Here is a 21,874-nt window from a genome sequence, read left to right as displayed (position 1 = left end):
CGGTGCATCGCAGGCTCCCTGGGTAACACAGCGAAGTTGCATGCCGGAGCGGACGCAACCGGCACGAGCGGTAGAGCGGATTGCCCGGATTGTCTTGTGGGGCGAGCGCAAGTTAGCCTGCGCCAGACAATCTGGCTAACGGCAAAGTCGCATCCGGTGTCGGCAATCGGACATGAGCGGACCTCCGCCGCCGCGCTGCCCGTTCCGCCAGCGATCGCCCACCACTACCACCGGACCACGCATGCCTGCCCATGATCCCGCCCTGCGCGCGCTCGCGCGGCTGCCTCGCCCGCTGTACGGCCACATCGAAGCCCTGCCCAACCGCGTGCTGGGCTACCGCCACCGGCATCCCTGGTGCCAGTTCGCCTATGCCTTGCAGGGCGTGCTGGAGGTATGGACCGAGCGCGGGCGCTTTGTCGCGCCACCGCAATGGGCGGTGTGGATTCCGGCCGGCGTGGCGCACCGCGTGCGCTGCGCGACGGGCACGCGCATCCGCAGCCTCTACCTGGACAACAGCGTCGACAACAGCGTGTGCGCCGCGGCGCGGGCCCGTTGCCGCGTGCTGACCGTCAGCCCGCTGCTGCGCGAGCTGATTCGCACCTTCAGCCACCTGCCGGCCGAATACGACGAGCGCGGCGCCGACGGGCGCCTGGCGCGCGTGCTGATCGACCAGCTTGGCGCCGCACCCGAAGTGGAATTCATGCTGCCGCTGCCCGCCGACCCGCGCGTGCGCCTGGTCTGCAATGGCCTGCAACGCCATGCCGACCGCGACACCAGCCTGGCGGCGTGGAGCGCGCGGCTGGCGGTCTCGGGCAAGACCCTGACGCGGCTGTTCCAGCGCGAAACCGGGCTGACCTTCCGCGCCTGGCGCCAGCGGCTGCGCCTGCTCGACGCCGTGCCCCGGCTGGAGCGCGGCGAAGCCGTGACCGAGGTGGCGCTGGATTGCGGCTACGAGTCGCTGTCGGCGTTTATCGCGGCGTTCCGGCGGCTCTACAACATGACGCCGGGCGAGTTGTCGCGCGCCAACCGCGTCGTTCCGGCGGCCAGTTAGCGAACGCCGTCAGGCACGCTTGCGGTGACGCCGCGCCGCTTCCGCCGCGGCGTCGCGCAAAGCCGGCGGCAGCGCGCGGATCTCGGCCATGAAGAAGGCCCGTTCCGCCGGACGCAATGCGGACAGCTCCCCGGCCAGCCGCTCCACCGCGGCGCATGCGGCGGCGGTGGCGCCCTGTTCATGGGTCAGGTACCAGGCCGATTCCAGCAGCAGGTTGGCCAGCTGCAGCGGCGCCAGCCTGACGTGGCCGGCGTCGTGGTCTTCCAGCGCGAAGGCGGCCACGGCCGACCAGCGCACGAAGCCCCTGGCCGGCGCGAACGGCGCATGGAACGGCCGCAGCGCCTCGACCGCGTCGGCCACCGAAAGCGGCCGCTGGCGGCGGAACATGGCCATGCTGTCGCTGGCGCTGGCCGGGCGGTCCAGCGGCGGCGCGTCGGGCCCGCAGCTGCCGCGCGCAATGCGCAGCAGGAAGATCGCGTTCCACGCCGTGCCGCCGCCAACGCCAAAGCGGTCGCAGATCCATTCCGACAGCCCCAGCCAGCGCATCGCCTGCCGCTGCACGGCGCTGGCTGACAGGCTGCGCCCGCCATCGATCAGCCCATGGCGCCAGAACAGCCACAGGCTCAGCCCGATATTGGCCGCGGCATGCTGCACGGCATCGACCGAATCGGCCTCGTAAGCGGCCTGTAGCGCGCCCGAGAACGCGTCCAGCGCGCACTGCGCCGCGGCCGCCGCGGCCGCATGCGCGGGGCGCATGGCATCGGCCTTGTGCAAGAGCGCTTCGAGGTTCAGCACCTCGAAGCGCACGCGCGGGTTGTAGCGCACCACCAGGCGCAGCTCGGCATCGGCGTGCAGGTGTCCCAGCCCGGCGCGCGCGCCCTCGCCATCGCCGCGCGTATAGCGCTCCCACGCGCGCACCACCTGCGCCATGGCCTGGAACGCCGGCGTGGCCGCGCCCGCGTCGGCCGCCTGCGCCAGCCGGTCGAAACGCCGCAGCGCGGCGCGGCTCTGGTCGAGGCGCCCGCAGCGGCGCCACGCCTGGCTCTCCTTCAGCAACGACAAGGCCTGCTGGAAACCGTCGCCGGCCAGCCGGCGCGCCGCGCCGAAGGACTCCGCCACGGCAAAGCCGTGGGCGCCCGCGTGGCCGTCCTGCGCGCTGCGCATGGCCTGCGTCAGCTCGCTCCAGAAGGCCATGTCGCGCATCACGTAGCCCGTGCCATCGCGCTGCGCAGGCGGCACGGGATGCGCCCGGGCCGGAAAGCCGAAATGCCGCGCCAGCGCAACCGGGCCCAGCGTGCAGCCATTGGCGACGAAGCGCAGACGGCGCGCGCTGGGGGGAGCCAGCCAGAACGGCCCGCGGCTGCGCTGCGCCGGGTTGGCCGCGGCCGGATCGCGCGCGCGCTCAGCGCCCCATCCCACCACAATGCCCCAGCGCGCGAAGTCTGCAAACGCGCGCGACACCAGCATGCGCAGGTTGGCCGCCGCGGGGAACGCGCTGCGTACCGCGGCGGCGGTGACCATGCCCTCGCCGCTGCGATGCGCATGCCAGGCACGCGCGAGCAGCCAGACCGATTGGTAGCGCGCGGGCTGGCCGTCTACGCGGTAGGGACTCGACACATCGATATGGATCGGGGCAAGCGAAGCGGACATCATCTGGAAGGCAGCATCAGTGGCGACGTCCGTCATGTTACGCAAGTTACAGGGCACGCGGTTGGCGCTGCGCAAGCCCTCTCCTATGCTGCGCATCACGGTCCGGGCCCGGATTGTCATTTCCCCAACTTCCCACGCATAACCATGAACAATCGTCTTGCCCGTCTGCTGACGCCGGTGGCCTTGAGCCTCGGCCTGCTTGCCGCCCACCTGCCCGCGCTGGCCGCGCCAAAGGAAGCGCCGCTCGACGCCGCGGCACTGTTCCGCCAGGCCGATACCACCGGCACCATGGTGATCTACGACCTGCGGCGCGACCGCATGCTGACCTACAACCCGTCGCGCGCCGCCACGCCGTATTCGCCGGCATCGACCTTCAAGATCATGAACTCCCTGATCGGCCTCGAGACCGGTGCGGTGGCCGACGTCGACCATGACAAGCTGCCCTGGGACGGCAAGGTCTGGCTGGTCGGCGGCAAGGCCGTGCTGCCCGAGACCTGCAACGCCGACGTGCCGTTGGGCGTGGCCTTGCCCAATTCCTGCGTGCCGGCCTACCAGGCGCTGGCGCGCCGGGTCGGCAGCGCGGCCTACCAGCGCTACCTGACCGCGTCGCACTATGGCAACGCTGACAGTTCTGGTCCGGTCGACCTCTTCTGGCTGAACGGCAAGCTGCAGATCAGCGCCTACCAGCAGATCGAGTTCCTCAAGGGCCTGGTGCAGCGCACGCTGCCGTTCTCGCCCGCCACCTTCAAGGCCGTGGACGACATCACCGTGCTGGAGCGCACCGCCAATTACACCCTGCACGGCAAGACCGGCTGGGCCGACTCGGCCAAACCGGCGCTCGGCTGGCTGGTCGGCTGGGTCGAGCGCGGCGACGACAACTATCTGTTCGCGCTGAATCTGGACCTGCTGCGGCCGGAGCATGCCAGGGCGCGGATGGAGATTGCGCGCGCGGCGTTGCGCAAGGTGGGGGCGTTGCCGGAGTGAGACCGGGCAGCACTGGCCGCCAACCGTCCGCTACGGCAGGAACGGCGGCGACAGCAGGCGCAGGCCCACCGTAAAGAAGCGCGCGCCGGTGCCGCCGCCGAACACGTTGCCATAGGTGGTGTCGACCTGCACCCGGTCCTGCACCACCCAGAAGCGAAAGCCCGCCTGGAATGACGGCTTGCCGCGGTTCTCGCCGAAGGTCTCGGCGATCAGGAACACGCGCGGGTGCAGCTGGGTCTCGGTGCCCACGCCCCAGGTCATGCGCGTCTGGCGATTGCCGGTGTCGCGGTTGGCGCCCAGGTTCAGGTGCGTGACGAAGCGTTCGTCCGCGAACGAGAGCGACACCGGCACGTTGACATAGAGATTGCCCAGCACCTTGCCGGGCTCGGCATCGGGATGGTGGATCACCCCACCCGACAGCGCGATGCCGTAGCCGTTGGGTTCCAGCGGCTTGAGCAGGGTCTTGGCCTGGAACTGCACGTTGGTGCCGTCCCAGCCGCCATCGACGCGCTGCAGCGAACCGCCCAGCGTCAGTTCGAGGTTGCCGGTGGGATTGCAGCCGGGCAGCGCCCACAGCTCATTGCCGCCGGACTGGAACTGCATCCACGATTCCAGCTGGCAGGCCTTGGGATCGACGATGCGGGCATCGTCGGTGATAAGCGGCCGCGCCGCCAGCGCCGGCCGGCAGGCCGCGGCCACGATGGCCAGCGCGGCCACGCGTACGAAGAACTGGTGCCACACCATGGCAACCTCCTGAGCAAATACAGCCATCAGGCCGGCGACGATACGCGCGGGCCATGACAAGACATCGAAAGGCAGCAAGGGAGGTCTGGCACCGGCGGCCGCAGGCGTGGGCCTGGCCGCATGGGCGTGGCAGCGCCGGGCGGCGGCACTGCAGCGAAAGACCGCAGTGTCTCAGCGCGCCGGCGCGTCCGGGGAATCTCCCGTTGCGCAAGAAGGACTGGGACAACTGTCCACGGATAGGCTCCGTTGGGAAGAACGGGGCGCAGTGTAATCCCGGCCCAAAGTGCGGTCAACCCGATCCATGCGCCACGCGCATGGCGGCATGCGGAGATATCGCTACCGCTCGCGCACCACCCTCTCCTAACATCGTCGGCACCATCTGCCAGGCCGGTGCGAGACGCAAGCGCCCGTCCCCGTACGCGAGTTTTCGGAGGTCGACTTCACCGACGACCTGCACGCGATCACCGTCCCCGCGCTGTTCCTGCACGGCGACGATGACCAGAACGTGCCGCTCGACTTCCCCTGTCCAGAACCGGTAGAACGGATTGGCTATAGTTCTGCACATCGACAGCGCGCCACGAACCACCGACATCCCGGAACCGGCATGCAAAGAAGAACCTTCCTGACGCTGGCGGCAGCCTCTGCCCTCGCCACCCAGCTGCCCCGCTGGGCCATCTCCGCCACGCTGCGCGAGCACGATCTGTTCCAGCTGGGCGTGGCCAGCGGCGCGCCGACGCCCGATGGATTCGTGCTGTGGACGCGCCTGTTCGCCGGCGCCATCCCCGGCACGCCGCAGGCCGATGCCCTCGGCACCACGCCGCTGCAGGGGCCGCTGACCGTCCGGTGGGAGGTTGCCGAGGACGACGCATTCCGGCGCATCGTGCGCCGCGGCCATTCGCAGGCGCTGCCGGAACTCGGCCATTCCGTGCATGTGGAAGTCGACGGGCTGCGCCCCGACCGCTGGTACTACTACCGCTTCATGCACGGCGACGCAGTAACCACCCCGGCCCGCACCCGCACCGCGCCGGCGGCAGACACGCTGGCGGCGCGCGTGCGCTTTGCCTTTGCCTCCTGCCAGCGCTGGGAGCAAGGTCACTACGCCGCGTACAGGCAGATGCTGCAGGAAGAGCTGGACCTGGTGGTGTTCCTGGGCGACTACATCTACGAGGGCGCGGTGCCAGCCAGCGCGCGGACGCACCTGCCGCGCACGCACAGCTTGCCCACCGCGACCAGCCTGCAGGACTTTCGCGACCGCTACGCGCTGTACAAGAGCGACCCGCTGCTGCAGGCTATGCATGCTGCGTGCCCCTGGCTGGTAACCTGGGATGATCATGAGGTGCAGAACGACTATGCGGGACGCGCGGGCAGCGAGCCTGCCACCGCATTTCTTGCAAGGCGCACGGCCGGATACCAGGCGTTCTATGAAAACATGCCGATCCGCGCCAGCACGCTGGTGCACGGCACGGCGGGCCTTGGCAGGCCCGATGCGCTGAGCATCCATGCACGCCATCGCTGGGGCCGGCTGGTCGATTTCCATGTGCTGGACGACCGCCAGTATCGCGATATCCAGCCCTGCCGTGAACCTGGACGGCCTCGCAAGGGCGCAGTGTCCCCCGGCGAATGCAGCGCGCTCTACGATCCGCGCCGCACCATGCTGGGCAGCGCGCAGGAGCGATGGCTGGCACAGGGGCTGGCGCAGGACCAGCACGACCAGACGCGCTGGAGCGCGATCGCGCAGCAAACCATCTTCTCGCGGCGGAACTACAAGGCGCCGCCGGAAGAAGCCTTCCACAGCGATACCTGGGATGGCTATCCCGCCGCGCGCCAGCGCCTGCTCGACAGCATCGCCGCGGCGGCGCCGCGCAATACCGTGTTCATCGGCGGCGATATCCACCAGCACTACGCTTGCAATGTACTGGCGGACTTCGGCGACCCGTCATCCCGCGTGATCGCCAGCGAGTTCTGCACGACCTCCATCGCCTCGGCCTCGGGCAGCAGCCAGCGGAGTGTGGCAAAGATCGTGGCCCACAACCCGCATATCGTGCATGCACAGCCGGACCAGCGCGGCTACAGCGTGGTCGAGGCCACGCCTGCGCGCTGGGCCGCCACGCTGCGCGCCGTGGAAGACGTGGCGCGCGCCGACAGCGCGGTCGGCACGCAGGCGGCGTTCGTGGTAGAGGATAGGCGGCCGGGCGTGCAGCGGGCCGGGGCGGGCTAGGTCGGCGCCCGGAGCACACTGCGGTGGCACGAACCTGCTGATTGTTTGCTACCTCTCCCGCTTGCGGGAGAGACCACCGCCCCGCTTGCACGTGCCCGATCGGACCATAATCGGCCAAATAATCGGCAAACGAATCGACAAACCAGGCCGGCGGCCGTCCGCTCTCACTCCACGCTGGCCAGCCGCGCCCCCGCGGCCAGGAACACGCCCGTTTCAGCCTGCCACGTGACGCGGCCGCTGCGATGGGCGTGGACCTGCACCTCCATCTTCATCGCTTCCATCACCGCGATCAGGTCGCCTTCCCTGACCTCGTCGCCCGCGTTGACTTTCCAGGCCTGCACGGTGCCGGCGATCGGCGAAGGCAGGTCGGCGGCGTTGGTGGTCGCAGCCGGCGCGGGTGCGGCCGCACCGCCCTGCCCCGGCGCTTCGGCCAGGCCCCGCAGCAGCTGCGCCGGCAGGCCAAGTACCATGCGGCGGCCGTCGATCTCGATCGCGGTGCGCAGCAGGCTGCCATCCGGCTGAGGCTCGGCGCGCACGGCGGCGGCCAGCGGCTCGGCAAAGTCGGACTCGATCCAGCGCGTATGGACCTTGAAGCCATCGGCGCCCAGGAAATCGGCATGGTCGATCACGGCGCGATGGAACGGCAGCACCGAGGCCACGCCCTCGATCCGGAACTCGCGCAGCGCGCGGCGCGCACGCGCCAGCGCCTGCTCGCGCGTGGCGCCGGTCACGATCAGCTTGGCCATCAGCGAGTCGAAGGTGCCGGGCACCACCGAGCCGGTCTGCACGCCGGAATCGACGCGAACGCCCGGGCCGGACGGTACCTCGAAGCACTGCACCGGGCCCGGCGTCGGCAGGAAGCCACGGCCGACGTCCTCGGCGTTGATGCGGAACTCGATCGAATGGCCCAGCGGCGCCGGCGTTTCGGTGATCGACAGCGGCAGGCCGTCGGCCACGCGCAGTTGCTCGACCACCAGGTCGACACCGGTGGTCTGCTCGGTCACGGGGTGCTCGACCTGCAGGCGGGTGTTGACCTCCAGGAACGAGATCGCACCACCGGCGCTGAGCAGGAATTCGACCGTGCCGGCGCTAGTGTAGCCCGCGGCGGCGCAGATTTCGCGCGCCGCGGCGTGGATGCGGGCGCGCTGTTCGTCGCTCACGAACGGCGCCGGGGCCTCTTCCACCAGCTTCTGGTTGCGCCGCTGCAGCGAACAGTCGCGCGTGCCGAGCACCACCACGTTGCCGTGACGGTCGGCCAGCACCTGCGCTTCGATATGGCGCGGCTTGTCGAGGAACTGCTCGACGAAGCATTCGCCGCGGCCGAAAGCCGTGACCGCCTCGCGCACGGCTGACGCGTACAGCTCTTCGACCTCGTCCATGCGCCAGGCGATCTTCATGCCTCGGCCGCCGCCGCCGAAGGCCGCCTTGATGATGATGGGCAGGCCGTGGCGCTCGGCAAAGGCCAGCACTTCGTTGGCATCGCTCACCGGGTCGGACGTGCCGGCCACCAGCGGCGCGCCTACCTGCAGCGCGATCTTGCGCGCTTCCACCTTGTCGCCCAGCCGGGCAATGGTTTCCGGCGACGGTCCGATCCAGGTCAGGCCGGCATCGATCACCGCGCGGGCGAAGGCTTCGCTTTCCGACAGGAAGCCATAGCCCGGGTGCACCGCGTCGGCGCCGCTGCGGCGCGCGATCTCCAGCAGCTTGGGGATATTCAAGTAGGTGTCGGCCGGGCGGTCGCCGTCGAGGCCGTAGGCTTCGTCAGCCAAGCGCGCGTGGATCGCGTCGATATCGGCATTGGCATAGACAGCGACAGAGGCCACGCCATAGTCGGCGCAGGCGCGGATGATGCGAACGGCGATCTCGCCACGGTTGGCAATCAGGACTTTCTTCATGGCAGTTACGGTTGCAGTTCTTCGAAGGCGCCGACGGGATGGAAGCGCAGCCAGGCACCGACGGGGATTTGTCCGGCGCGGTCGAGGTGATAAGGCGCCACGGAGCCGATCACGGGATAGCCGCCGGTGAGCGGATGGTCGGCCAGGAACAGGACGGGCTGGCCGCTAGGCGGCACCTGCAGCGCCCCGAGCGCTGTGCCTTCGCTGGGCAATTCGCCCGCGATGGCGCGCTCCAGCGCCACTTCGCCGGCCAGGCGCAGGCCCACGCGGTTGGATTGCGGCGTGACCTGCCAGCGCTGCGCGGCAAGCCGTTGTACGGACTCGGCGGTGAACCAGTCGGTGCGAGGGCCGAGCACCACGTCGAGCACGACTTCCTGGTCCACCGTGGGCAGGTTTTCGGCGGGCGTTTCGGGGGCGCCAACGATGGCACCAGCCGGAGCCTGCCGCAGGTTGATCACATCCCCAACCGCCAGCGGCGCCGGGCCGACCTTGGCCAGCGTGTCGGCGGCACAGCTGCCCAGCACCGGCGTGACCGCAAAACCGCCGCGCGCCGCGACGTAGCAGCGCGCCCCGGCCAGCGGCTGGCCGACGGACAGCGTGTCGCCATCGGCAAGCGCCACGGCCTGGTGGTTCGGGACGTCCCATTGACGGCCATCGGCCGTGCACACCGTCAGCGGCGCATCCGCGCCGGTGACGGCCAGCACGCTCTCGCCCACGCTCTGCAGCTGCAGGCCGGCGCCGATGGTCTCGAGCGCCGCGGCATCGCTGCGGTTGCCCACCAGCCGGTTGGCCGCCTTGAGCGCCGCCTGGTCCATCGCGCCCGAGGCCGAGACGCCCTGTCTCGCCTGGCCGTGCCGGCCCAGGTCCTGGAACAGGGTCTGCAGGCCGGTGCCCTTCACCTTCAGCGCCGCGGCTGCAGGCGCGCTATCGGACTGCAGGGACTGCGCGGGCTTGCGCGCCGGCGCCGCGGCAACGCTGCCGGCGGGATGCGCCACGCCATCGAGCGTTGCGATATCGACAAAGCGCACGCGATAGCCGGGCTGCAGCAGCGCAGGCTGCTCGCGATCCAGGTCCCACATCGGCACCGGCGTCACGCCGATGATCTGCCAGCCGCCGGGGCTGGCCTGCGGATACACGCCGCTGAAGGTGCCCGCCAGGCCAACGGCGCCGGCGGGGATGCGCGTACGCGGCGTACTGCGGCGCGGTACGTCAAAGCTGGGATGGCCGCCGCTGAGGTAGGCAAAGCCCGGGGCAAACCCGGTAAAGGCCACGGTGTATTCGCTGCCGGTGTGGCGGCGCACCACTTCCTCCGGCGCGATGCCGAGCAGCTGCGCGACCTCGGCCAGGTCCTCGCCGTCATAGCGCACCGGGATCTCGACCAGGATGTCGCTGCGCGCGACGCGCTGCGACAGGTCGCGCGCGGCGATGGCGCGCACCAGCGCGGCGGCGCTGGTCGCCGACGGGCGGAAGTGAACGAGGATGGTGCGCGCGGCGGGCACCAGCTCGGCCACGCCAGGCAGCGGGTCGCGCTGCAGCGAGGCCAGCAGGGCCAGGGTCTGGTCGAGGTCGGCCAGCTCTACCAGCAGGGCATTCGAGGTGACGGGCAGGAAACGCAAGACTAGCTCCGCAAAAGACCCGGCGGTCTCAGACGTGGTACGTGCTGTCCGGCACGTCGGTAATGAACATATGGCCCGGCGCGTGGGTCACGGCGAAGGGCACGCCGGACGCCATCACGGCCGCCTGGGGCGTCACGCCGCAGGCCCAGAACACGGGGATGTCGCCCGGCTCGATGCGCACGGCGTCGCCGAAGTCGGGCTTGCCGATATCGGCGATGCCCAGCGCGGCCGGGTCGCCAACGTGGACCGGCGCGCCATGCACCGAGGGGAAACGCCCGCTGATGGAAACGGCATCGGCAACGCGGTGCGCTGGGATGGGCCGCATCGACACCACCAGCTCGCCATGCAGGCGGCCGGCCGGACGGCACTGGCGACTGGTGCGGTACATCGGCACGTTGGAGCCGTCGGCGATATGGCGCACCTCGATGCCAGCCTCTTGCAGCGGCGTCTCGAAGGTAAAGCTACAGCCGATCAGGAAGGTGACCAAGTCCGGATGCTCGGCCCACAGCGGCGTGGCGTCGGCCACCTCTTCCGCCAGATTGCCGTCGCGCCAGACGCGGTACAGCGGGATGTCGCTGCGCACGTCGGCGCCTTCGGCCAGCTGGGTCTGGTGCGCGCCCGCCTCGATCACATCGAGCACGGGACAGGCCTTGGGATTGCGCTGCGCGTACAGCAGGAAATCCCAGGCCCAGTCGCGCGGCAAGGCGATCATGTTGGCCTGCGTCATGCCTGGCGCGACGCCGGCGGTGGGCTGCACGGTGCCGGCCCGATAGCTTGCGCGCGCTTCGCGGGCGGCGTTCACCGAGGCGATGCGGGCGCGTTCCAGTGCGGATGCTTGCATGGGTATTTCTCCAGTGTGTTCAGGGTCGCGGGCTCACGCAAACGCGCGGATCGCGATGCCGTCGCGCTCCAGAGCGGCGCGCACGGCGCGCGCCATCTCGAGCGCGCCGTCGCTGTCGCCATGCACGCAGATCGATTGCGCTTCCACGCGCGCCACGCTGCCGTCGATGGCAAGCACCGTGCCTTCGCGCGCCAGGCGCAGCATGCGCTGGGCCACGTCGGCGGCGTCGTGCAGCACCGCGCCCTTCTCGCGGCGCGACACCAGCGTGCCCTGCGGCGTGTAGGCACGGTCGGCGAACGCTTCGGCGATGACACGCAGGCCGGCCTCGCGCGCCCAGGCCACCAGCGGCGAGCCGGCCAGCGCTACCAGCGCCAGCTCCTGGTTCACCGCGCGGATCGCGGCGATCACGTCTCGCGCCTGACGTTCGTCGCTGGCAATGGTGTTGTAGAGCGCGCCGTGCGGCTTGACGTAGCGCACCGCGGTGCCGACGGTGGCGGCCATGCCCGACAGCGCGCTGATCTGGTAGATCACGTCGGCCACCAGGTCGGCGCTGGCCACGTCCATGTTGCGGCGGCCGAAGCCCTGCAGGTCGGGATACGAGACGTGCGCGCCCACGGACACGCCGCGCTCCGCCGCGGCCTTCAGCGTCTGCAGGATGCCTGCCGGATCGCCCGCATGGAAGCCGCAGGCCACATTGGCGCTGCTGACGATGTCCAGCATGGCGGCATCGTTGCCCATGCTCCAGGCGCCGAAGCTCTCGCCGAGGTCGCTGTTCAGATCGATTTGCATATGTGATTCGGTGCTTCAGGACTTTAGTGCTGCGGTGCTTCAGTGCGCGGCCTCGGCCTCGCCCAGCAGTTCGCGGCCACGGGTCTCCGGCAGCATCAGGCACGCGACCACCACCAGTGCGTAGGCGCCGGCGGCCATGTAGCCGATCGCCACGCCCAGCGACATCTTTGCGCTCAGGTGCCCGATCAGGGCCGGGCAGATCGAACCGACCGCGCGGCCGAAGTTGTAGCAGAAGCCCTGCCCCGAACCGCGGATATGGCTGGGATACAGCTCGGTCAGGTAAGCCCCCATGCCCGAGAAGATGCCCGACAGGAAGAAGCCGAACGGGAAGCCCAGCAACAGCATCGCCGCGTCGGTGATGGGCAGCTGCGTGTAGCAGACCACCAGGATGGCCGCGCTCACGGCGAACAGCATGAAGCAGCGGCGGCGACCCAGGTGGTCGGACAGCCAGGCGCTGGTCAGGTAGCCAGCGAACGAGCCAGCGATCAGCACCATCAGGTAGCCGCTGGTGTTGAGAACGGACAGGTTGCGCTCCATCTTCAGGTAGGTGGGCAGCCAGGTGGTCACCGAATAGTAGGCACCCTGCATGCCGGTCGCCAGCAAGCTGGCCAGAACGGTAACGCGCAGCACGCCGGGCTTGAAGATCAGCATGAAGTTGTTGCTTTCACCGGTGCGGGCCAGCTTTGCCTGGGTTTCGCGATACACCTTGGGCTCGCTGATATTGCGGCGGATGTAGAGGATGAAGATCGCGGGCAGCACGCCGATCCAGAACAGCACGCGCCAGGCGTATTGCTGCTCGACCAAGGCATAGACCGCCCAGAAGGCGAGCGCCGAAAGCCCCCAGCCGACTGCCCAGCTGCTCTGCACCAGGCCCACCGCCTTGCCGCGGTGGCGGGCGCGGATCATCTCCGCGATCAGCACCGAGCCGACCGACCATTCGCCGCCGAAGCCCAGGCCCTGCAGCATGCGCGTGACGAACAGCTGCTCGGGAGAATTGGTGAAGCCGCTCAGGAAGGTGAATAAGCTGAACCAGAGCACGGTCAGCTGCAGGATCCGCACGCGGCCGTACTTGTCCGCCAGGATGCCGGCCAGCCAGCCGCCGACGGCCGAGCTGATCAGCGCACCGGTCGCGATATAGCCGGCTTCGGCCTTGGTCATGCCCCACACGAGAATGAATGTGGGGATCATGAAGGTGTAGATCATGTAGTCGAAGGCATCGACGCCATAGCCGACGAAGGCGGCAAAGAGCGTCTTGCGCTCCTCTGCGGTAGTTTGTTTAAGCCACATGGTTGCGCTCACTAGGACAAGGACAAAGCGGGGAAAAGCTCGCCGCACTGACTTGGCGACGACTTCGTTTCATCGGCGTTGTTTAGCAAATCGCATGCCATGTTGACCTATCGGCACGTATCACTCAACCAACACGATACTATTGTTGAACAATCTATGGCGTTGATCGATCATGGTATACACCTAAGGCACCGTATAGGCCATCGCCCGCACCAATTCCGTGCAAATTGTTGAACAAAGTGCGTTAACATCCAGTCACGTGCGCACCCGGAATGAGCCGGTGCCCGATCCAGTCACCATGTCCTCAACACCTGACGTCAAGAATCTGGCCGAACGGGTCACAGAACAGATCCGCCAGCGCATCGTGCATGGCGAATTCGAGCCGGGGCAGCGCCTGTCGGAAGCGGCGCTGAGCGAAAGCCTGCAGATATCCCGCAATACGCTACGCGAGACATTCCGCGTGCTGACCAAGGAAGGCCTGCTGAAGCACGAGCCCAACCGCGGCGTGTCGGTGGCGATTCCGAGCATTGCGTCGATCATCGATATATATCGGGTGCGCCGGCTGATCGAATGCCAGGCCATCGCCCAGGCCTACCCCAGCCATCCGGCCCGCAAGCATCTGCGCCAGGCGGTGGAGGCCGGTCTGCGCTGCCGCGACAGCGGCGACTGGCAGGGCGCAGGCACCGCCAACATGGAATTCCACATGGCGATCGTGGAGCTGGCCGACAGCGAGCGCCTGAACGTGATGTTCTCCCACCTGCTCGCGGAACTGCGCCTGGCGTTCGGCATGCTGCACGACCCGGAATTCCTGCACGGCCCTTACGTCGAGATGAACCAGCACATCCTGGAGCTGTTCGAGGCAGGCAAGCTGGCCGAATGCGCGGTCGCGCTGAACGACTACCTGACGCAATCCGAGCGCATCGTGCTGTCGGTGTGCGCTCGGCATCCGGTGTTCAAGGGGCGCTGAAGCGATCGCACCATTATCGAAGCCAAGGAAGTCATGGCCGGCAAGAAGCGGATCGGCTTCAAAAACCGCTACCGGCACCAGACCGGCAGCGGCGTCCCCAAGAGGTGGCCGGTTACGTCAGGCTGCTACCGCCTGGCGAGACATAAGGCGCAGCTGGTATTCGGTGCGCCATTGATCGCAAAAGTAAGTGCCCCGGATTTTGGGGCGATGCACCACAGTGACCGGATGGAAACGGCCGCGGCGCGCGCGTTCCGCAACTGGCTGGTGCGCCAGGCGGCGTCGTGAAGGCTCAGGAACCCGCCTTGTAATTCGTTTCCCTGACGATCTTCGCCCACCTTGCCGCGTCCTCGGCAATGGTGGCCGCGAACTGTTCCGGGGTGCCGCCCACCACCTCGTAGTCGATCGCGGCCAGCCGTTGCCGGATCTCGGGCTGCGCCAGGATGCGGTTCATCTCCTGGTTCAGCCGCGTGACGATCTCCTTGGGCGTACCGGCCGGCGCCAGCAGGCCGGCCCACGAATTGAACGCCATGCCGTCGAAACCGGCCTCCTGCATGGTCGGGACCTCGGGCAGCGCGGGCGAGCGCTTGGACGCGAACACCGCCAGCGGGCGCAGCTTGCCGGCCTTGATCATGGCCATGCCGTTGAACGGGTCGATGGTCATGTCGACCTCGCCCGAGACCACCGCCTGCATCTGCGGGCCGGTGCCACGGTACGACACGCTGACCACGTCGGGCGTGCCCGCGGCGCTCTTGAAGGTGGCGCCGATCAGCTCGATCATGCTGCTGCCGGCCGACAGGCTCAGCGGCCGCGACTTCGCCCTGGCCAGCGCGACGAATTCCTGCACGGTCCTGGCCGGCACCGAGGGGTGCACCACCATCACGAAGCCGATGTTGCTGATCTGCGAGATCGGCGCAAAGCTCTTCAGCGGCTCATAGCCGGCCTTGTACAGCACCGGGCTGAGGGTCTGCGCGCCGGCGGTATTGAGCAGCAGCGTATAGCCGTCTGGCGCCGCGCGGGCCACCACGTCGGTGCCGATGATGCCGTTGGCGCCGGGACGGTTTTCCACCACCACCGACTGCTTCAGCGCCTCGCCCAGCTTCTGCGAAATCAGCCGCGCCACCACGTCGGTAGCGCCGCCGGGGGCGAACGGCACCACCATGCGGATCGGCTTGCTGGGATAGCTGTCGCCCCAGGCCAGCGCGGGCAGCGCGCCCAGCACGGCGGCGCACAGCATCAGGCGGCGGCGCGGATTCGGTTGCATCGGGGTGTCTCCTGGATGGCGGTGGTCGGAAGCAGTGCCGGCATCGAGGCGGGCACCTGCCACTATTCATAGTTATGAATTAAATTTTACGCACATAAACTTCACCGTCAATTAGGGGTATGTGCGGACTGCGCAGACGATGAAGTGCTGTGCGGAGGACGCCGGCAACACAGTGCTCCGCGGGATCCCGCCATGGCATGTGCCTTGCGTTTCCATCAGGCTTGGGACGCCGGGAATCAGGCCGCGGCGCCGGCCGCCGGGGTCTTGCAATGCGGGGTGAAGCCAGTTCGCGAGCCTCGCGCGTTCGCCCCAATCTACCGGAGATCAGCCATGGCCAATGACAAGCGTCCGCAACAACATCCGCGCACGGATCGATGGGACCCCGCCGCCCTCGAGCAGGCATTGCGCGGCCTGGACTATCCCGCGACGCGCGGCGCGCTGGTTTCTACCGCGCGCGACAACAACGCGGATGACGCGATCGTGGATGCCCTGCTGGGCATACCTGAAAAAAACTACCGGGATGCTGGGGAAGTGGCGCAAGCCATTGCGCGGCACCTCGGCACGTAGTAGCCGCTGCGCATGCCATAGCCTGCGCCCGGGATTTCAGCGTCGATCGCTGTACAGCGGATCCAGATCGTGCCGGAACAGTTTCCGCAGTGGCACGGGATACTGGAATGCCAGCACTGGCTCCAGGACGCCCTGCTGGTTTCGGAACACCTCGAACAGGCGGCGCCTGCCGTCGCTGTCCCAGCCAAAGACATAGACGTAGGCGCCGCCCCGCCACGCCAGCGTTTCGGCGCCGAACGGCGGGCTCACGTCCGCGAGCCGGCAATAGCGGGCACAGAGCGCCAGGGCAGTCCTTTCCGGTTCGGAGGGCTCGTGGTTGATAGCTGTTTCAAACGTCGCGCCCAGGCCCGGGGCGAGCGACAGCGGAGGACCGTTGGGGTGTGCCGGCGCGAGGCGGTGAACTGGCGACTGGTGGGCAGGCACTGTCTCACTCCTTTTTCTTGAGGGTTCCATATCGCGCGCCGATGGCTCCAGCCGATCAAACGCGAATGATTCGCGCCTTCATATCGCTTTGCTGCTCCCCAAAAGAAAGCGCCCGCGGGTGGGACCTGGCGGGCGGACTTTCCTGGATGCGGATGGGCGCATTCGGACCGTGCCGATATTGCCCTGCTATGTCGGTGGCAGCATATCCCTCTAAAGCACTACGGCAGCAACTGTACTCACCACGTAGCCGTTGGCGCCGTGCAGCTCGACGCCGTCAAAGCCCGCCGCGATCGCGTTGCGGGCCGCGGCACGGAAGGCTGGTTCGATGCAGTCATCCTGCCCCCGCAACTAATGAGATAAACGCCTTTACTGGACAAAAATATTTGATTTTTAATCAAGGATTGCCACGCGCTGCCGCATCGTCTATAAACCAATCTGTCTTGATTCCGACGCACCCATGAAAATCACGCTCGACGAACTGCTGGCCTTTGCCACCGTGGTCGACAGCGGCTCGATCACGGCCGCCGCGCAGCAGCTCGACCTCACCGTCTCGGCAACCAGCCGCACCCTCGCCCGCCTGGAAGAAAAGCTCAAGACCACGCTGCTGCGCCGGACCACGCGCCGCCTCGAGCTGACCGAGGAAGGCCAGGCCTTCCTGCACGACGCGCGCGCCATCATCGACTCGGTCGAAAGCGCGGAAGAACAGATGCTGGCGCGGCGCGAGAAGCCGTCCGGGCGCCTGCGCGTCGACGCCGCGTCGCCGTTCATGCTGCATGTGATCGTGCCGCTGGTGCGCGGCTACCGCGAGCGCTTTGCGCAGGTAGAACTGGAGCTGAACAGCAACGAGGGCATCATCGACCTGCTCGAGCGGCGCACCGACGTGGCCATCCGCATCGGCCGCCTGAAGGATTCCACGCTGCATAGCCGGCTGATCGGCAACAGCCGGGTGCGCATGCTGGCCAGTCCGGCCTACCTCGACGCGCACGGCCACCCGCGCAAGGCACAGGATCTCGGCAAGCACGCGCTGCTGGGTTTCAACCAGCCCGAATCGCTGAACGTGTGGCCGATCCTGGGTGCGGACGGAGAGCCCTGCCGGATCGAGCCGGCGGTGTGGTCGTCGAGCGGCGAGACGCTCAGGCAGCTGGCGCTGGAGGGCGCGGGGATCGTATGCCTGTCGGACTTCATGACCGCGCAGGATCGCGAGGCGGGCCGGCTGGTGCAGGTGCTGGCGCGCCAGACCCAGGACGTGCGCCAGCCGATCCATGCGGTCTACTACCGCAATACCGCGATCTCCGCGCGGATCGCTTCGTTCGTCGATTACCTGGTCGAAGCGATCGGCGGCAAGGGTGGGTCGCGCCAGACGGCGGCGTGGGCCCAGCCGTGACGATGTCCTAGGCCACCACGAAGCTGGGATCCAGCCGCGCCAGCGCAAATGCGCGAGTGTGCGCGACAAAGGCCTTGAGCAGGATCGACGGCGCGCGCTGCGCCGAGAACAGCACCGAAAAATCGGTGGTCAGCAAGGGGTCGAACATGCGGAAGCAGACCCCGTCGCCCTTGTACTCCAGCGCCGTGATCGGATCGATCAGCGCCACGCCCAGCCCCTCCTCCACGAACGCGCAGATGCTCCACGACACCTGCGTTTCCACCTGCACCTTGCATTCGATGCCGTAAGAGGCAAAGAGCGCATCGATCTGCAGCCGCGAGTCGAGCATGCGCGGATGCGACACGAAGCGCTCGCCGGCGAGGTCCGGCGGGCGGATGACTTCCTGGCTGGCAAGCCGGTGCCCGGCGGGAATGGCGCACACCATCCGGGTCGACAGCAGCCGCTCGCCGTGCGTGCTGGGGTGGTTCATCGACAGGATGGCAAAGCCGACGTCGCAGCGTTGCTCGGTGACCATGTTGACCACCGTGCGCGACGAGTGCGGCAGCATCGTGATCTGGATCTGCTGGTGGTCGGCCATGAACGCCGCGATCGCGCGCGGCAGGAAGGACAGCGCCAGCGCCGGCGCGGCGGCGATCTGCAGCGAGCCGCGCTGCATGTCGCGGATATCGAGCGCGGTCTGCGCGATGCGGTCGATGCCGACCAGCGAGCGCTGCACTTCCTCGAACAGCGCCTGCGCCTCGGCGGTGGGGTGCAGCCGCCCGCGCATGCGCTCGAACAGGGAAAACCCTAGCGCCTCTTCAAGATCGGCGATCAGCCGGGTCGTCGCCGGCTGCGAGATGTGCAGCATCTCGGCGGCGCGCGTGACGGTCTGGCAAAGCATGACGGCCCGGAAGGCCTCGAGCTGGCGGATTTTCATGGCACCAGTCTATAACACAACGTTATTGACGGCCCAAAAAAAAGAATTTTTCACGCGCAGGGCATCCTCCTAATCTATCCCGACACCGCATGTTTGCGCATGTTCTTCGTTGCGGTGCAACGATAACCCCCCTGCATGGTTTTGGGGATCGATGGCAAGTTGACGGTGCATAACAGGGAGGAAAGCATGAAACAGCAAGTTCTCGCCGCGGCCGTGGTCGCGTTGTGCGGCACCTCGGCCGCGCTGGCTCAGCAGCCGACGCTCTACGTCGGCTCGTACGGCGGTTCGACCGAAAAGGTGTTCAAGGAAAAGATCATCCCCGCCTTCGAGACCCGGCATAAGGTCAAGGTGGTCTATGTCGCCGGCAATTCCACCGACACGCTGGCCAAGCTGCAGGCACAGAAGGCGCGCCAGGAACTCGACGTGGTGCTGCTCGACGACGGCCCGATGTATCAGGCGCTGCAGCTCGGTTTCTGCGATGCCGTCAAGGATGCGCCGGTGTACAAGGATCTCTATCCCCTGGCGAAGCTGGGCGAGAACAAGGCCACCGGCATCGGCGTGGTGGCGACGGGCCTGGTCTACAACACCGAGGCATTCCGCAAGGCAGGCCTGCCGAAACCGGAATCGTGGGAGGTGCTGACCGACAAGAAATTCCGCCAGAAGGTCGCGATCCCGCCGATCAGCAACACCTACGGCCTGCAGACGCTGATCATGTTCGCCAAGCTGCGCAAGGGCGGCGATCAGAATGTCGAGCCGGGCTTCGCCGCGCTGACGCGCGAGGTCGGCCCCAACGTGCTGGCCTGGGAGCCTTCGCCGGGCAAGATGACCGAGCTGTTCCAGAACGGCGACGTCACGCTGGCGGTGTGGGGCAGCGGCCGCGCGCAAAGCCTGAAGGACACCGGCTTCCCGGTGGAATTCGTCTATCCGAAGGAAGGCGCCCCCGCGCTGCTGACGGCCGCCTGCCCGGTGGTGCAGAGCGACGTGGCCGAGGCCTCGCAGGCTTTTATCCAGTACCTGCTCACGCCCGAGGTGCAGACCGTGCTGGCCGACAGCCAGGGCTGGGGACCGGTCAATGCCAGCGTCAGGCTCGAACCGAAGGTGGCCGCCAAGGTGCCGTACGGCAAGGCCCAGATCGACACGCTGCTGCCGACCAACTGGACCGTGGTCAACGAGAAGCGTGCCGAGTGGACCAACCGCTGGAACCGCACGGTCGAGCGCTGAGCCCGCGCCACGATCGCCCCACGATAGCCACCACGACTGCCCCCGCAAAACCATGAGCTTCCTCACACTGAGCGGCCTCGCGAAGGCCTTCGGCAGCTTCCATGCCGTTGAAAACCTGAGCCTCGATGTCGAGCGCGGCGAATTCCTGTCGCTGCTCGGCCCGTCCGGCTGCGGCAAGACCACCACGCTGCAGATGATCGCCGGCTTCGTCGAACCCACGCGCGGCCGCATCGTGCTCGACGGGCGCGACATCACCGCGCTGCGCCCCGAAAAACGCGGCATGGGGGTGGTGTTCCAGAGCTACGCGCTGTTTCCGCACATGACCGTGGCCGCCAATATCGGCTTCGGCCTGGAGATGCGCGGCGTGGCCGCCGCCGAGCGCGGCCGCAGGATCGACGAGGCGCTAGAGCTGGTGCGGCTGGGCGGCCTCGGCCAGCGCTATCCGAAAGAGCTGTCGGGCGGCCAGCGCCAGCGCGTGGCGATTGCGCGCGCGCTGGCGATCCGCCCCGAGGTGCTGCTGCTCGACGAGCCCATGTCGAACCTCGATGCCAAGCTGCGCGAGGACATGCACCTCGAGTTGCGCGCGATCCAGCGCCAGCTCGGCATCACCACCATCCTGGTCACGCACGACCAGGTCGAGGCCATGACCATGAGCGACCGCATCGCGGTGATGCATGGCGGCCGCATCGTCCAGCTGGCCACGCCGTTCGAGGCCTACGAGCGGCCGCAGTCGGCCTTTGCCTCGGGTTTCCTGGGCAAGACCAACAGCCTCGCCGGCGTGGTCGAGCAGACCAACGCGCGCTGCTGCGAAGTGCGCCTGGGCGACACGCTGGCGCACGTGCCGCATGAGGGCCGCCAGGTCGGGCGCGAGGTGCAGGTCTACGTGCGTCCCGAGAAGATCCGGCTGGGCCAGTCCGGCGACGGCGGCATCCCCGGCACGGTTCACACGCGGCTGTTCCTCGGCAACCACTGGATGCTGGAGATCGACAGCGCGCTGGGCCGGCTGCGCGTGAGCCAGCCCAACCTGGGCGAGACGCCGCCGGCCGAAGGCGCGGCCGTCAGCGTGCTGTGGCACGACCAGGACCTGCGCGTGCTGACCAGCGAAACCGCCACGGAGGCGCGCCATGCCTGACACCGCCACTCCCAACCTTGCTGGCGCGCACGCGATGGCGCCGCGCCTGCCGCGCCGGCCGCTTGCCGGCGCGGCCCCATGGCTGCTGTCGGGCCCGGCCCTGCTGCTGTTCTGCGCGATGCTGCTGGTGCCGCTGCTGCTCACGGGCCTGCTGTCGCTGCACGTCTTCGACGGCAGCCGCGGCGTGCTGCCGGCGATGACCGCGGCCAATTATCTCGAGATCCTCGGCGACAGCTATTACCACGAGATTTTCCTGCGCACGGCCGGCATGGCACTGGCGGTAACGGTGCTTGCGGTGGTGTTCGGCGTGCCCGAAACCCTGATCCTGTCGCGCATGCGCAGTCCGTGGCGCGGCCTCTTCCTGATCGTGATCCTCGGGCCGCTGCTGATCTCGGTGGTGGTGCGCACGCTGGGCTGGGCCATCCTGATGGGCAACAACGGCCTGATCAACGAGACCCTGCAGTGGCTCGGCCTGGTCGATGCGCCGGTGAAGCTGGTGTTTACGCAGACCGGCGTGATCATCGCGCTGACGCACGTGATGATGCCGTTCATGGTGATCTCGGTATGGGCCTCGCTGCAGAAGCTGGACCCGCAGGTCGAGCAGGCCGGCCAGGCCTTCGGCGCCTCGCCCTTCACGGTGTTCCGCCGCGTGATCCTGCCGCAGATCCTGCCGGGCATCCTGTCGGGCAGCATCATCGTGTTCGCGCTGTCGGCCTCGGCCTTTGCCACCCCGGCCATCCTCGGCGGGCGCCGCCTAAAGGTGGTGGCCACCGCCGCCTACGACGAATTCCTGAACACGCTCAACTGGCCGCTCGGCGCCGCCATCGCGGTGCTGCTGCTGATCGCCAACGTGATCGTCATCGTCGGCTGCAACCGGCTGGTGGAGCGCCGCTTCCGCCAGGTCTTCGAAGCATGAGGAGCTGATGCC

21 protein-coding genes and 1 pseudogene are annotated in these 21,874 nt (G+C 68.1%); 10 read left to right on the top strand and 12 right to left on the bottom strand.

Translation table 11 applies throughout. From position 1 onward, the window contains the following. Window positions 1–241: 241 nt before the first annotated feature. A complete protein-coding gene (locus MKD50_RS19665; RefSeq protein ID WP_115700714.1) occupies window positions 242–1,051 on the top strand; it encodes an AraC family transcriptional regulator in 810 nt (269 codons plus the stop codon). 9 nt (window positions 1,052–1,060) lie between these two features. On the opposite strand, the gene MKD50_RS19660 is transcribed toward MKD50_RS19665, so the two are convergent. Next, window positions 1,061–2,701 carry a hypothetical protein gene (locus MKD50_RS19660; protein WP_252668390.1) on the bottom strand — a complete coding sequence of 547 codons (1,641 nt, stop codon included), beginning with the start codon at window positions 2,699–2,701 and terminating at the stop codon, window positions 1,061–1,063. A gap of 144 nt (window positions 2,702–2,845) precedes the next feature. Between MKD50_RS19660 and blaOXA the strand changes: the two genes are divergently transcribed. Next, window positions 2,846–3,685, top strand: a complete 840-nt coding sequence (gene blaOXA, locus MKD50_RS19655) for an OXA-1206 family carbapenem-hydrolyzing class D beta-lactamase (RefSeq protein WP_252668333.1) — start codon at window positions 2,846–2,848, stop codon at window positions 3,683–3,685. 30 nt (window positions 3,686–3,715) lie between these two features. On the opposite strand, the gene MKD50_RS19650 is transcribed toward blaOXA, so the two are convergent. Together MKD50_RS19650 and MKD50_RS19645 are read right to left on the bottom strand one after the other, a co-directional pair. Next, window positions 3,716–4,429 carry a PA4824 family protein gene (locus tag MKD50_RS19650; RefSeq protein ID WP_252668331.1) on the bottom strand — a complete coding sequence of 238 codons (714 nt, stop codon included), beginning with the start codon at window positions 4,427–4,429 and terminating at the stop codon, window positions 3,716–3,718. A 289-nt stretch (window positions 4,430–4,718) separates the two neighbouring features. Continuing rightward, entirely contained in the window at window positions 4,719–5,039 is a 321-nt protein-coding gene (locus tag MKD50_RS19645) for a hypothetical protein (protein WP_252668329.1), read from the bottom strand. Between MKD50_RS19645 and MKD50_RS19640 the strand changes: the two genes are divergently transcribed. Continuing rightward, window positions 5,034–6,647, top strand: a complete 1,614-nt coding sequence (locus tag MKD50_RS19640; RefSeq protein ID WP_252668327.1) for an alkaline phosphatase D family protein — start codon at window positions 5,034–5,036, stop codon at window positions 6,645–6,647. The two genes, MKD50_RS19645 and MKD50_RS19640, sit on opposite strands and share 6 nt — an antisense overlap. A 164-nt stretch (window positions 6,648–6,811) precedes the next feature. Here the strand turns inward: MKD50_RS19640 and MKD50_RS19635 are convergent, their stop codons facing one another. The 5 genes from MKD50_RS19635 to MKD50_RS19615 are packed head-to-tail and all read right to left on the bottom strand — an operon-like array spanning window position 6,812 to window position 13,075. Next, entirely contained in the window at window positions 6,812–8,542 is a 1,731-nt protein-coding gene (locus MKD50_RS19635; RefSeq protein WP_252668325.1) for an acetyl/propionyl/methylcrotonyl-CoA carboxylase subunit alpha, read from the bottom strand. A gap of 5 nt (window positions 8,543–8,547) precedes the next feature. Further along, the gene (locus MKD50_RS19630) at window positions 8,548–10,158 is read right to left on the bottom strand and encodes a 5-oxoprolinase subunit B/C family protein (RefSeq protein ID WP_252668323.1); all 1,611 of its coding nucleotides are present in this window, start codon (window positions 10,156–10,158) and stop codon (window positions 8,548–8,550) included. Window positions 10,159–10,186: 28 nt separating this feature from the next. Then, the gene (locus tag MKD50_RS19625) at window positions 10,187–10,999 is read right to left on the bottom strand and encodes a putative hydro-lyase (RefSeq protein WP_252668320.1); all 813 of its coding nucleotides are present in this window, start codon (window positions 10,997–10,999) and stop codon (window positions 10,187–10,189) included. A 33-nt stretch (window positions 11,000–11,032) separates the two neighbouring features. Next, window positions 11,033–11,788 (bottom strand): LamB/YcsF family protein, encoded by a 756-nt coding sequence (locus tag MKD50_RS19620; protein WP_115682526.1) that lies wholly within the window; start codon window positions 11,786–11,788, stop codon window positions 11,033–11,035. 39 nt (window positions 11,789–11,827) lie between these two features. Next, window positions 11,828–13,075, bottom strand: coding sequence for an MFS transporter (locus tag MKD50_RS19615; RefSeq protein ID WP_252668318.1), 1,248 nt, complete (start codon window positions 13,073–13,075; stop codon window positions 11,828–11,830). A 298-nt stretch (window positions 13,076–13,373) separates the two neighbouring features. On the opposite strand from MKD50_RS19615, the gene MKD50_RS19610 reads away from it, so the two are divergent. Together MKD50_RS19610 and MKD50_RS19605 are read left to right on the top strand one after the other, a co-directional pair. Continuing rightward, window positions 13,374–14,042 carry a GntR family transcriptional regulator gene (locus MKD50_RS19610; protein ID WP_115700743.1) on the top strand — a complete coding sequence of 223 codons (669 nt, stop codon included), beginning with the start codon at window positions 13,374–13,376 and terminating at the stop codon, window positions 14,040–14,042. Between the two features lie 33 nt (window positions 14,043–14,075). Beyond that, a complete protein-coding gene (locus MKD50_RS19605) occupies window positions 14,076–14,327 on the top strand; it encodes a hypothetical protein (protein WP_240070723.1) in 252 nt (83 codons plus the stop codon). Between the two features lie 4 nt (window positions 14,328–14,331). Here MKD50_RS19605 and MKD50_RS19600 read toward each other — a convergent pair whose 3' ends face one another. Then, window positions 14,332–15,303, bottom strand: coding sequence for a Bug family tripartite tricarboxylate transporter substrate binding protein (locus MKD50_RS19600; protein WP_240070724.1), 972 nt, complete (start codon window positions 15,301–15,303; stop codon window positions 14,332–14,334). Window positions 15,304–15,633: 330 nt separating this feature from the next. On the opposite strand from MKD50_RS19600, the gene MKD50_RS19595 reads away from it, so the two are divergent. Next, entirely contained in the window at window positions 15,634–15,870 is a 237-nt protein-coding gene (locus MKD50_RS19595; RefSeq protein ID WP_252668317.1) for a DUF2795 domain-containing protein, read from the top strand. Between the two features lie 36 nt (window positions 15,871–15,906). Here the strand turns inward: MKD50_RS19595 and MKD50_RS19590 are convergent, their stop codons facing one another. Both MKD50_RS19590 and MKD50_RS19585 read right to left on the bottom strand, forming a co-directional pair. Then, window positions 15,907–16,293 carry a hypothetical protein gene (locus MKD50_RS19590; protein WP_147299785.1) on the bottom strand — a complete coding sequence of 129 codons (387 nt, stop codon included), beginning with the start codon at window positions 16,291–16,293 and terminating at the stop codon, window positions 15,907–15,909. Between the two features lie 234 nt (window positions 16,294–16,527). Next, window positions 16,528–16,608 (bottom strand): annotated as a pseudogene (locus MKD50_RS19585) (oxidoreductase); the annotation flags it as partial. A 142-nt stretch (window positions 16,609–16,750) separates the two neighbouring features. Between MKD50_RS19585 and MKD50_RS19580 the strand changes: the two are divergent. Next, window positions 16,751–17,677, top strand: coding sequence for a LysR family transcriptional regulator (locus MKD50_RS19580; protein WP_252668315.1), 927 nt, complete (start codon window positions 16,751–16,753; stop codon window positions 17,675–17,677). Between the two features lie 7 nt (window positions 17,678–17,684). Here the strand turns inward: MKD50_RS19580 and MKD50_RS19575 are convergent, their stop codons facing one another. Then, window positions 17,685–18,593, bottom strand: coding sequence for a LysR substrate-binding domain-containing protein (locus tag MKD50_RS19575; RefSeq protein ID WP_252668314.1), 909 nt, complete (start codon window positions 18,591–18,593; stop codon window positions 17,685–17,687). A 186-nt stretch (window positions 18,594–18,779) separates the two neighbouring features. Between MKD50_RS19575 and MKD50_RS19570 the strand changes: the two genes are divergently transcribed. Genes MKD50_RS19570 through MKD50_RS19560 form a run of 3 tightly spaced genes read left to right on the top strand, consistent with a single transcriptional unit; the run spans window position 18,780 to window position 21,862 of the window. Beyond that, on the top strand, window positions 18,780–19,814 hold the full coding sequence (locus MKD50_RS19570; RefSeq protein WP_115700761.1) for an ABC transporter substrate-binding protein: 1,035 nt from the start codon (window positions 18,780–18,782) through the stop codon (window positions 19,812–19,814). Window positions 19,815–19,866: 52 nt separating this feature from the next. Further along, window positions 19,867–20,946: an ABC transporter ATP-binding protein gene (locus MKD50_RS19565; RefSeq protein ID WP_252668312.1), complete on the top strand. Its 1,080-nt coding sequence runs from the start codon at window positions 19,867–19,869 to the stop codon at window positions 20,944–20,946. 34 nt (window positions 20,947–20,980) lie between these two features. After that, window positions 20,981–21,862, top strand: coding sequence for an ABC transporter permease (locus MKD50_RS19560; RefSeq protein WP_252668388.1), 882 nt, complete (start codon window positions 20,981–20,983; stop codon window positions 21,860–21,862). The last annotated feature ends 12 nt before the right edge of the window (window positions 21,863–21,874 follow it).

The sequence above is a fragment of the Cupriavidus mimosae genome (genome assembly GCF_023952485.1).
Lineage (GTDB): Bacteria > Pseudomonadota > Gammaproteobacteria > Burkholderiales > Burkholderiaceae > Cupriavidus > Cupriavidus taiwanensis_C.
The sequence above is the reverse complement of the archived record's forward strand: the minus strand, read 5'-3'. Positions and strand labels throughout refer to the sequence as shown.

Excerpts from the sequence above, each read along its gene's own strand:
- MKD50_RS19605 (WP_240070723.1), top strand. The coding sequence starts at position 14,076 with ATGGCCGGCAAGAAGCGGATCGGCTTCAAAAACCGCTACCGGCACCAG.
- MKD50_RS19635 (WP_252668325.1), bottom strand. The coding sequence starts at position 8,542 with ATGAAGAAAGTCCTGATTGCCAACCGTGGCGAGATCGCCGTTCGCATC.
- MKD50_RS19565 (WP_252668312.1), top strand. The coding sequence starts at position 19,867 with ATGAGCTTCCTCACACTGAGCGGCCTCGCGAAGGCCTTCGGCAGCTTC.
- MKD50_RS19560 (WP_252668388.1), top strand. The coding sequence starts at position 20,981 with ATGGCGCCGCGCCTGCCGCGCCGGCCGCTTGCCGGCGCGGCCCCATGG.
- MKD50_RS19610 (WP_115700743.1), top strand. The coding sequence starts at position 13,374 with ATGTCCTCAACACCTGACGTCAAGAATCTGGCCGAACGGGTCACAGAA.
- MKD50_RS19625 (WP_252668320.1), bottom strand. The coding sequence starts at position 10,999 with ATGCAAGCATCCGCACTGGAACGCGCCCGCATCGCCTCGGTGAACGCC.
- MKD50_RS19615 (WP_252668318.1), bottom strand. The coding sequence starts at position 13,075 with ATGTGGCTTAAACAAACTACCGCAGAGGAGCGCAAGACGCTCTTTGCC.
- MKD50_RS19660 (WP_252668390.1), bottom strand. The coding sequence starts at position 2,701 with ATGTCCGCTTCGCTTGCCCCGATCCATATCGATGTGTCGAGTCCCTAC.
- blaOXA (WP_252668333.1), top strand. The coding sequence starts at position 2,846 with ATGAACAATCGTCTTGCCCGTCTGCTGACGCCGGTGGCCTTGAGCCTC.
- MKD50_RS19570 (WP_115700761.1), top strand. The coding sequence starts at position 18,780 with ATGAAACAGCAAGTTCTCGCCGCGGCCGTGGTCGCGTTGTGCGGCACC.
- MKD50_RS19665 (WP_115700714.1), top strand. The coding sequence starts at position 242 with ATGCCTGCCCATGATCCCGCCCTGCGCGCGCTCGCGCGGCTGCCTCGC.
- MKD50_RS19575 (WP_252668314.1), bottom strand. The coding sequence starts at position 18,593 with ATGAAAATCCGCCAGCTCGAGGCCTTCCGGGCCGTCATGCTTTGCCAG.
- MKD50_RS19595 (WP_252668317.1), top strand. The coding sequence starts at position 15,634 with ATGGCCAATGACAAGCGTCCGCAACAACATCCGCGCACGGATCGATGG.
- MKD50_RS19600 (WP_240070724.1), bottom strand. The coding sequence starts at position 15,303 with ATGCAACCGAATCCGCGCCGCCGCCTGATGCTGTGCGCCGCCGTGCTG.
- MKD50_RS19640 (WP_252668327.1), top strand. The coding sequence starts at position 5,034 with ATGCAAAGAAGAACCTTCCTGACGCTGGCGGCAGCCTCTGCCCTCGCC.
- MKD50_RS19620 (WP_115682526.1), bottom strand. The coding sequence starts at position 11,788 with ATGCAAATCGATCTGAACAGCGACCTCGGCGAGAGCTTCGGCGCCTGG.
- MKD50_RS19650 (WP_252668331.1), bottom strand. The coding sequence starts at position 4,429 with ATGGTGTGGCACCAGTTCTTCGTACGCGTGGCCGCGCTGGCCATCGTG.
- MKD50_RS19580 (WP_252668315.1), top strand. The coding sequence starts at position 16,751 with ATGAAAATCACGCTCGACGAACTGCTGGCCTTTGCCACCGTGGTCGAC.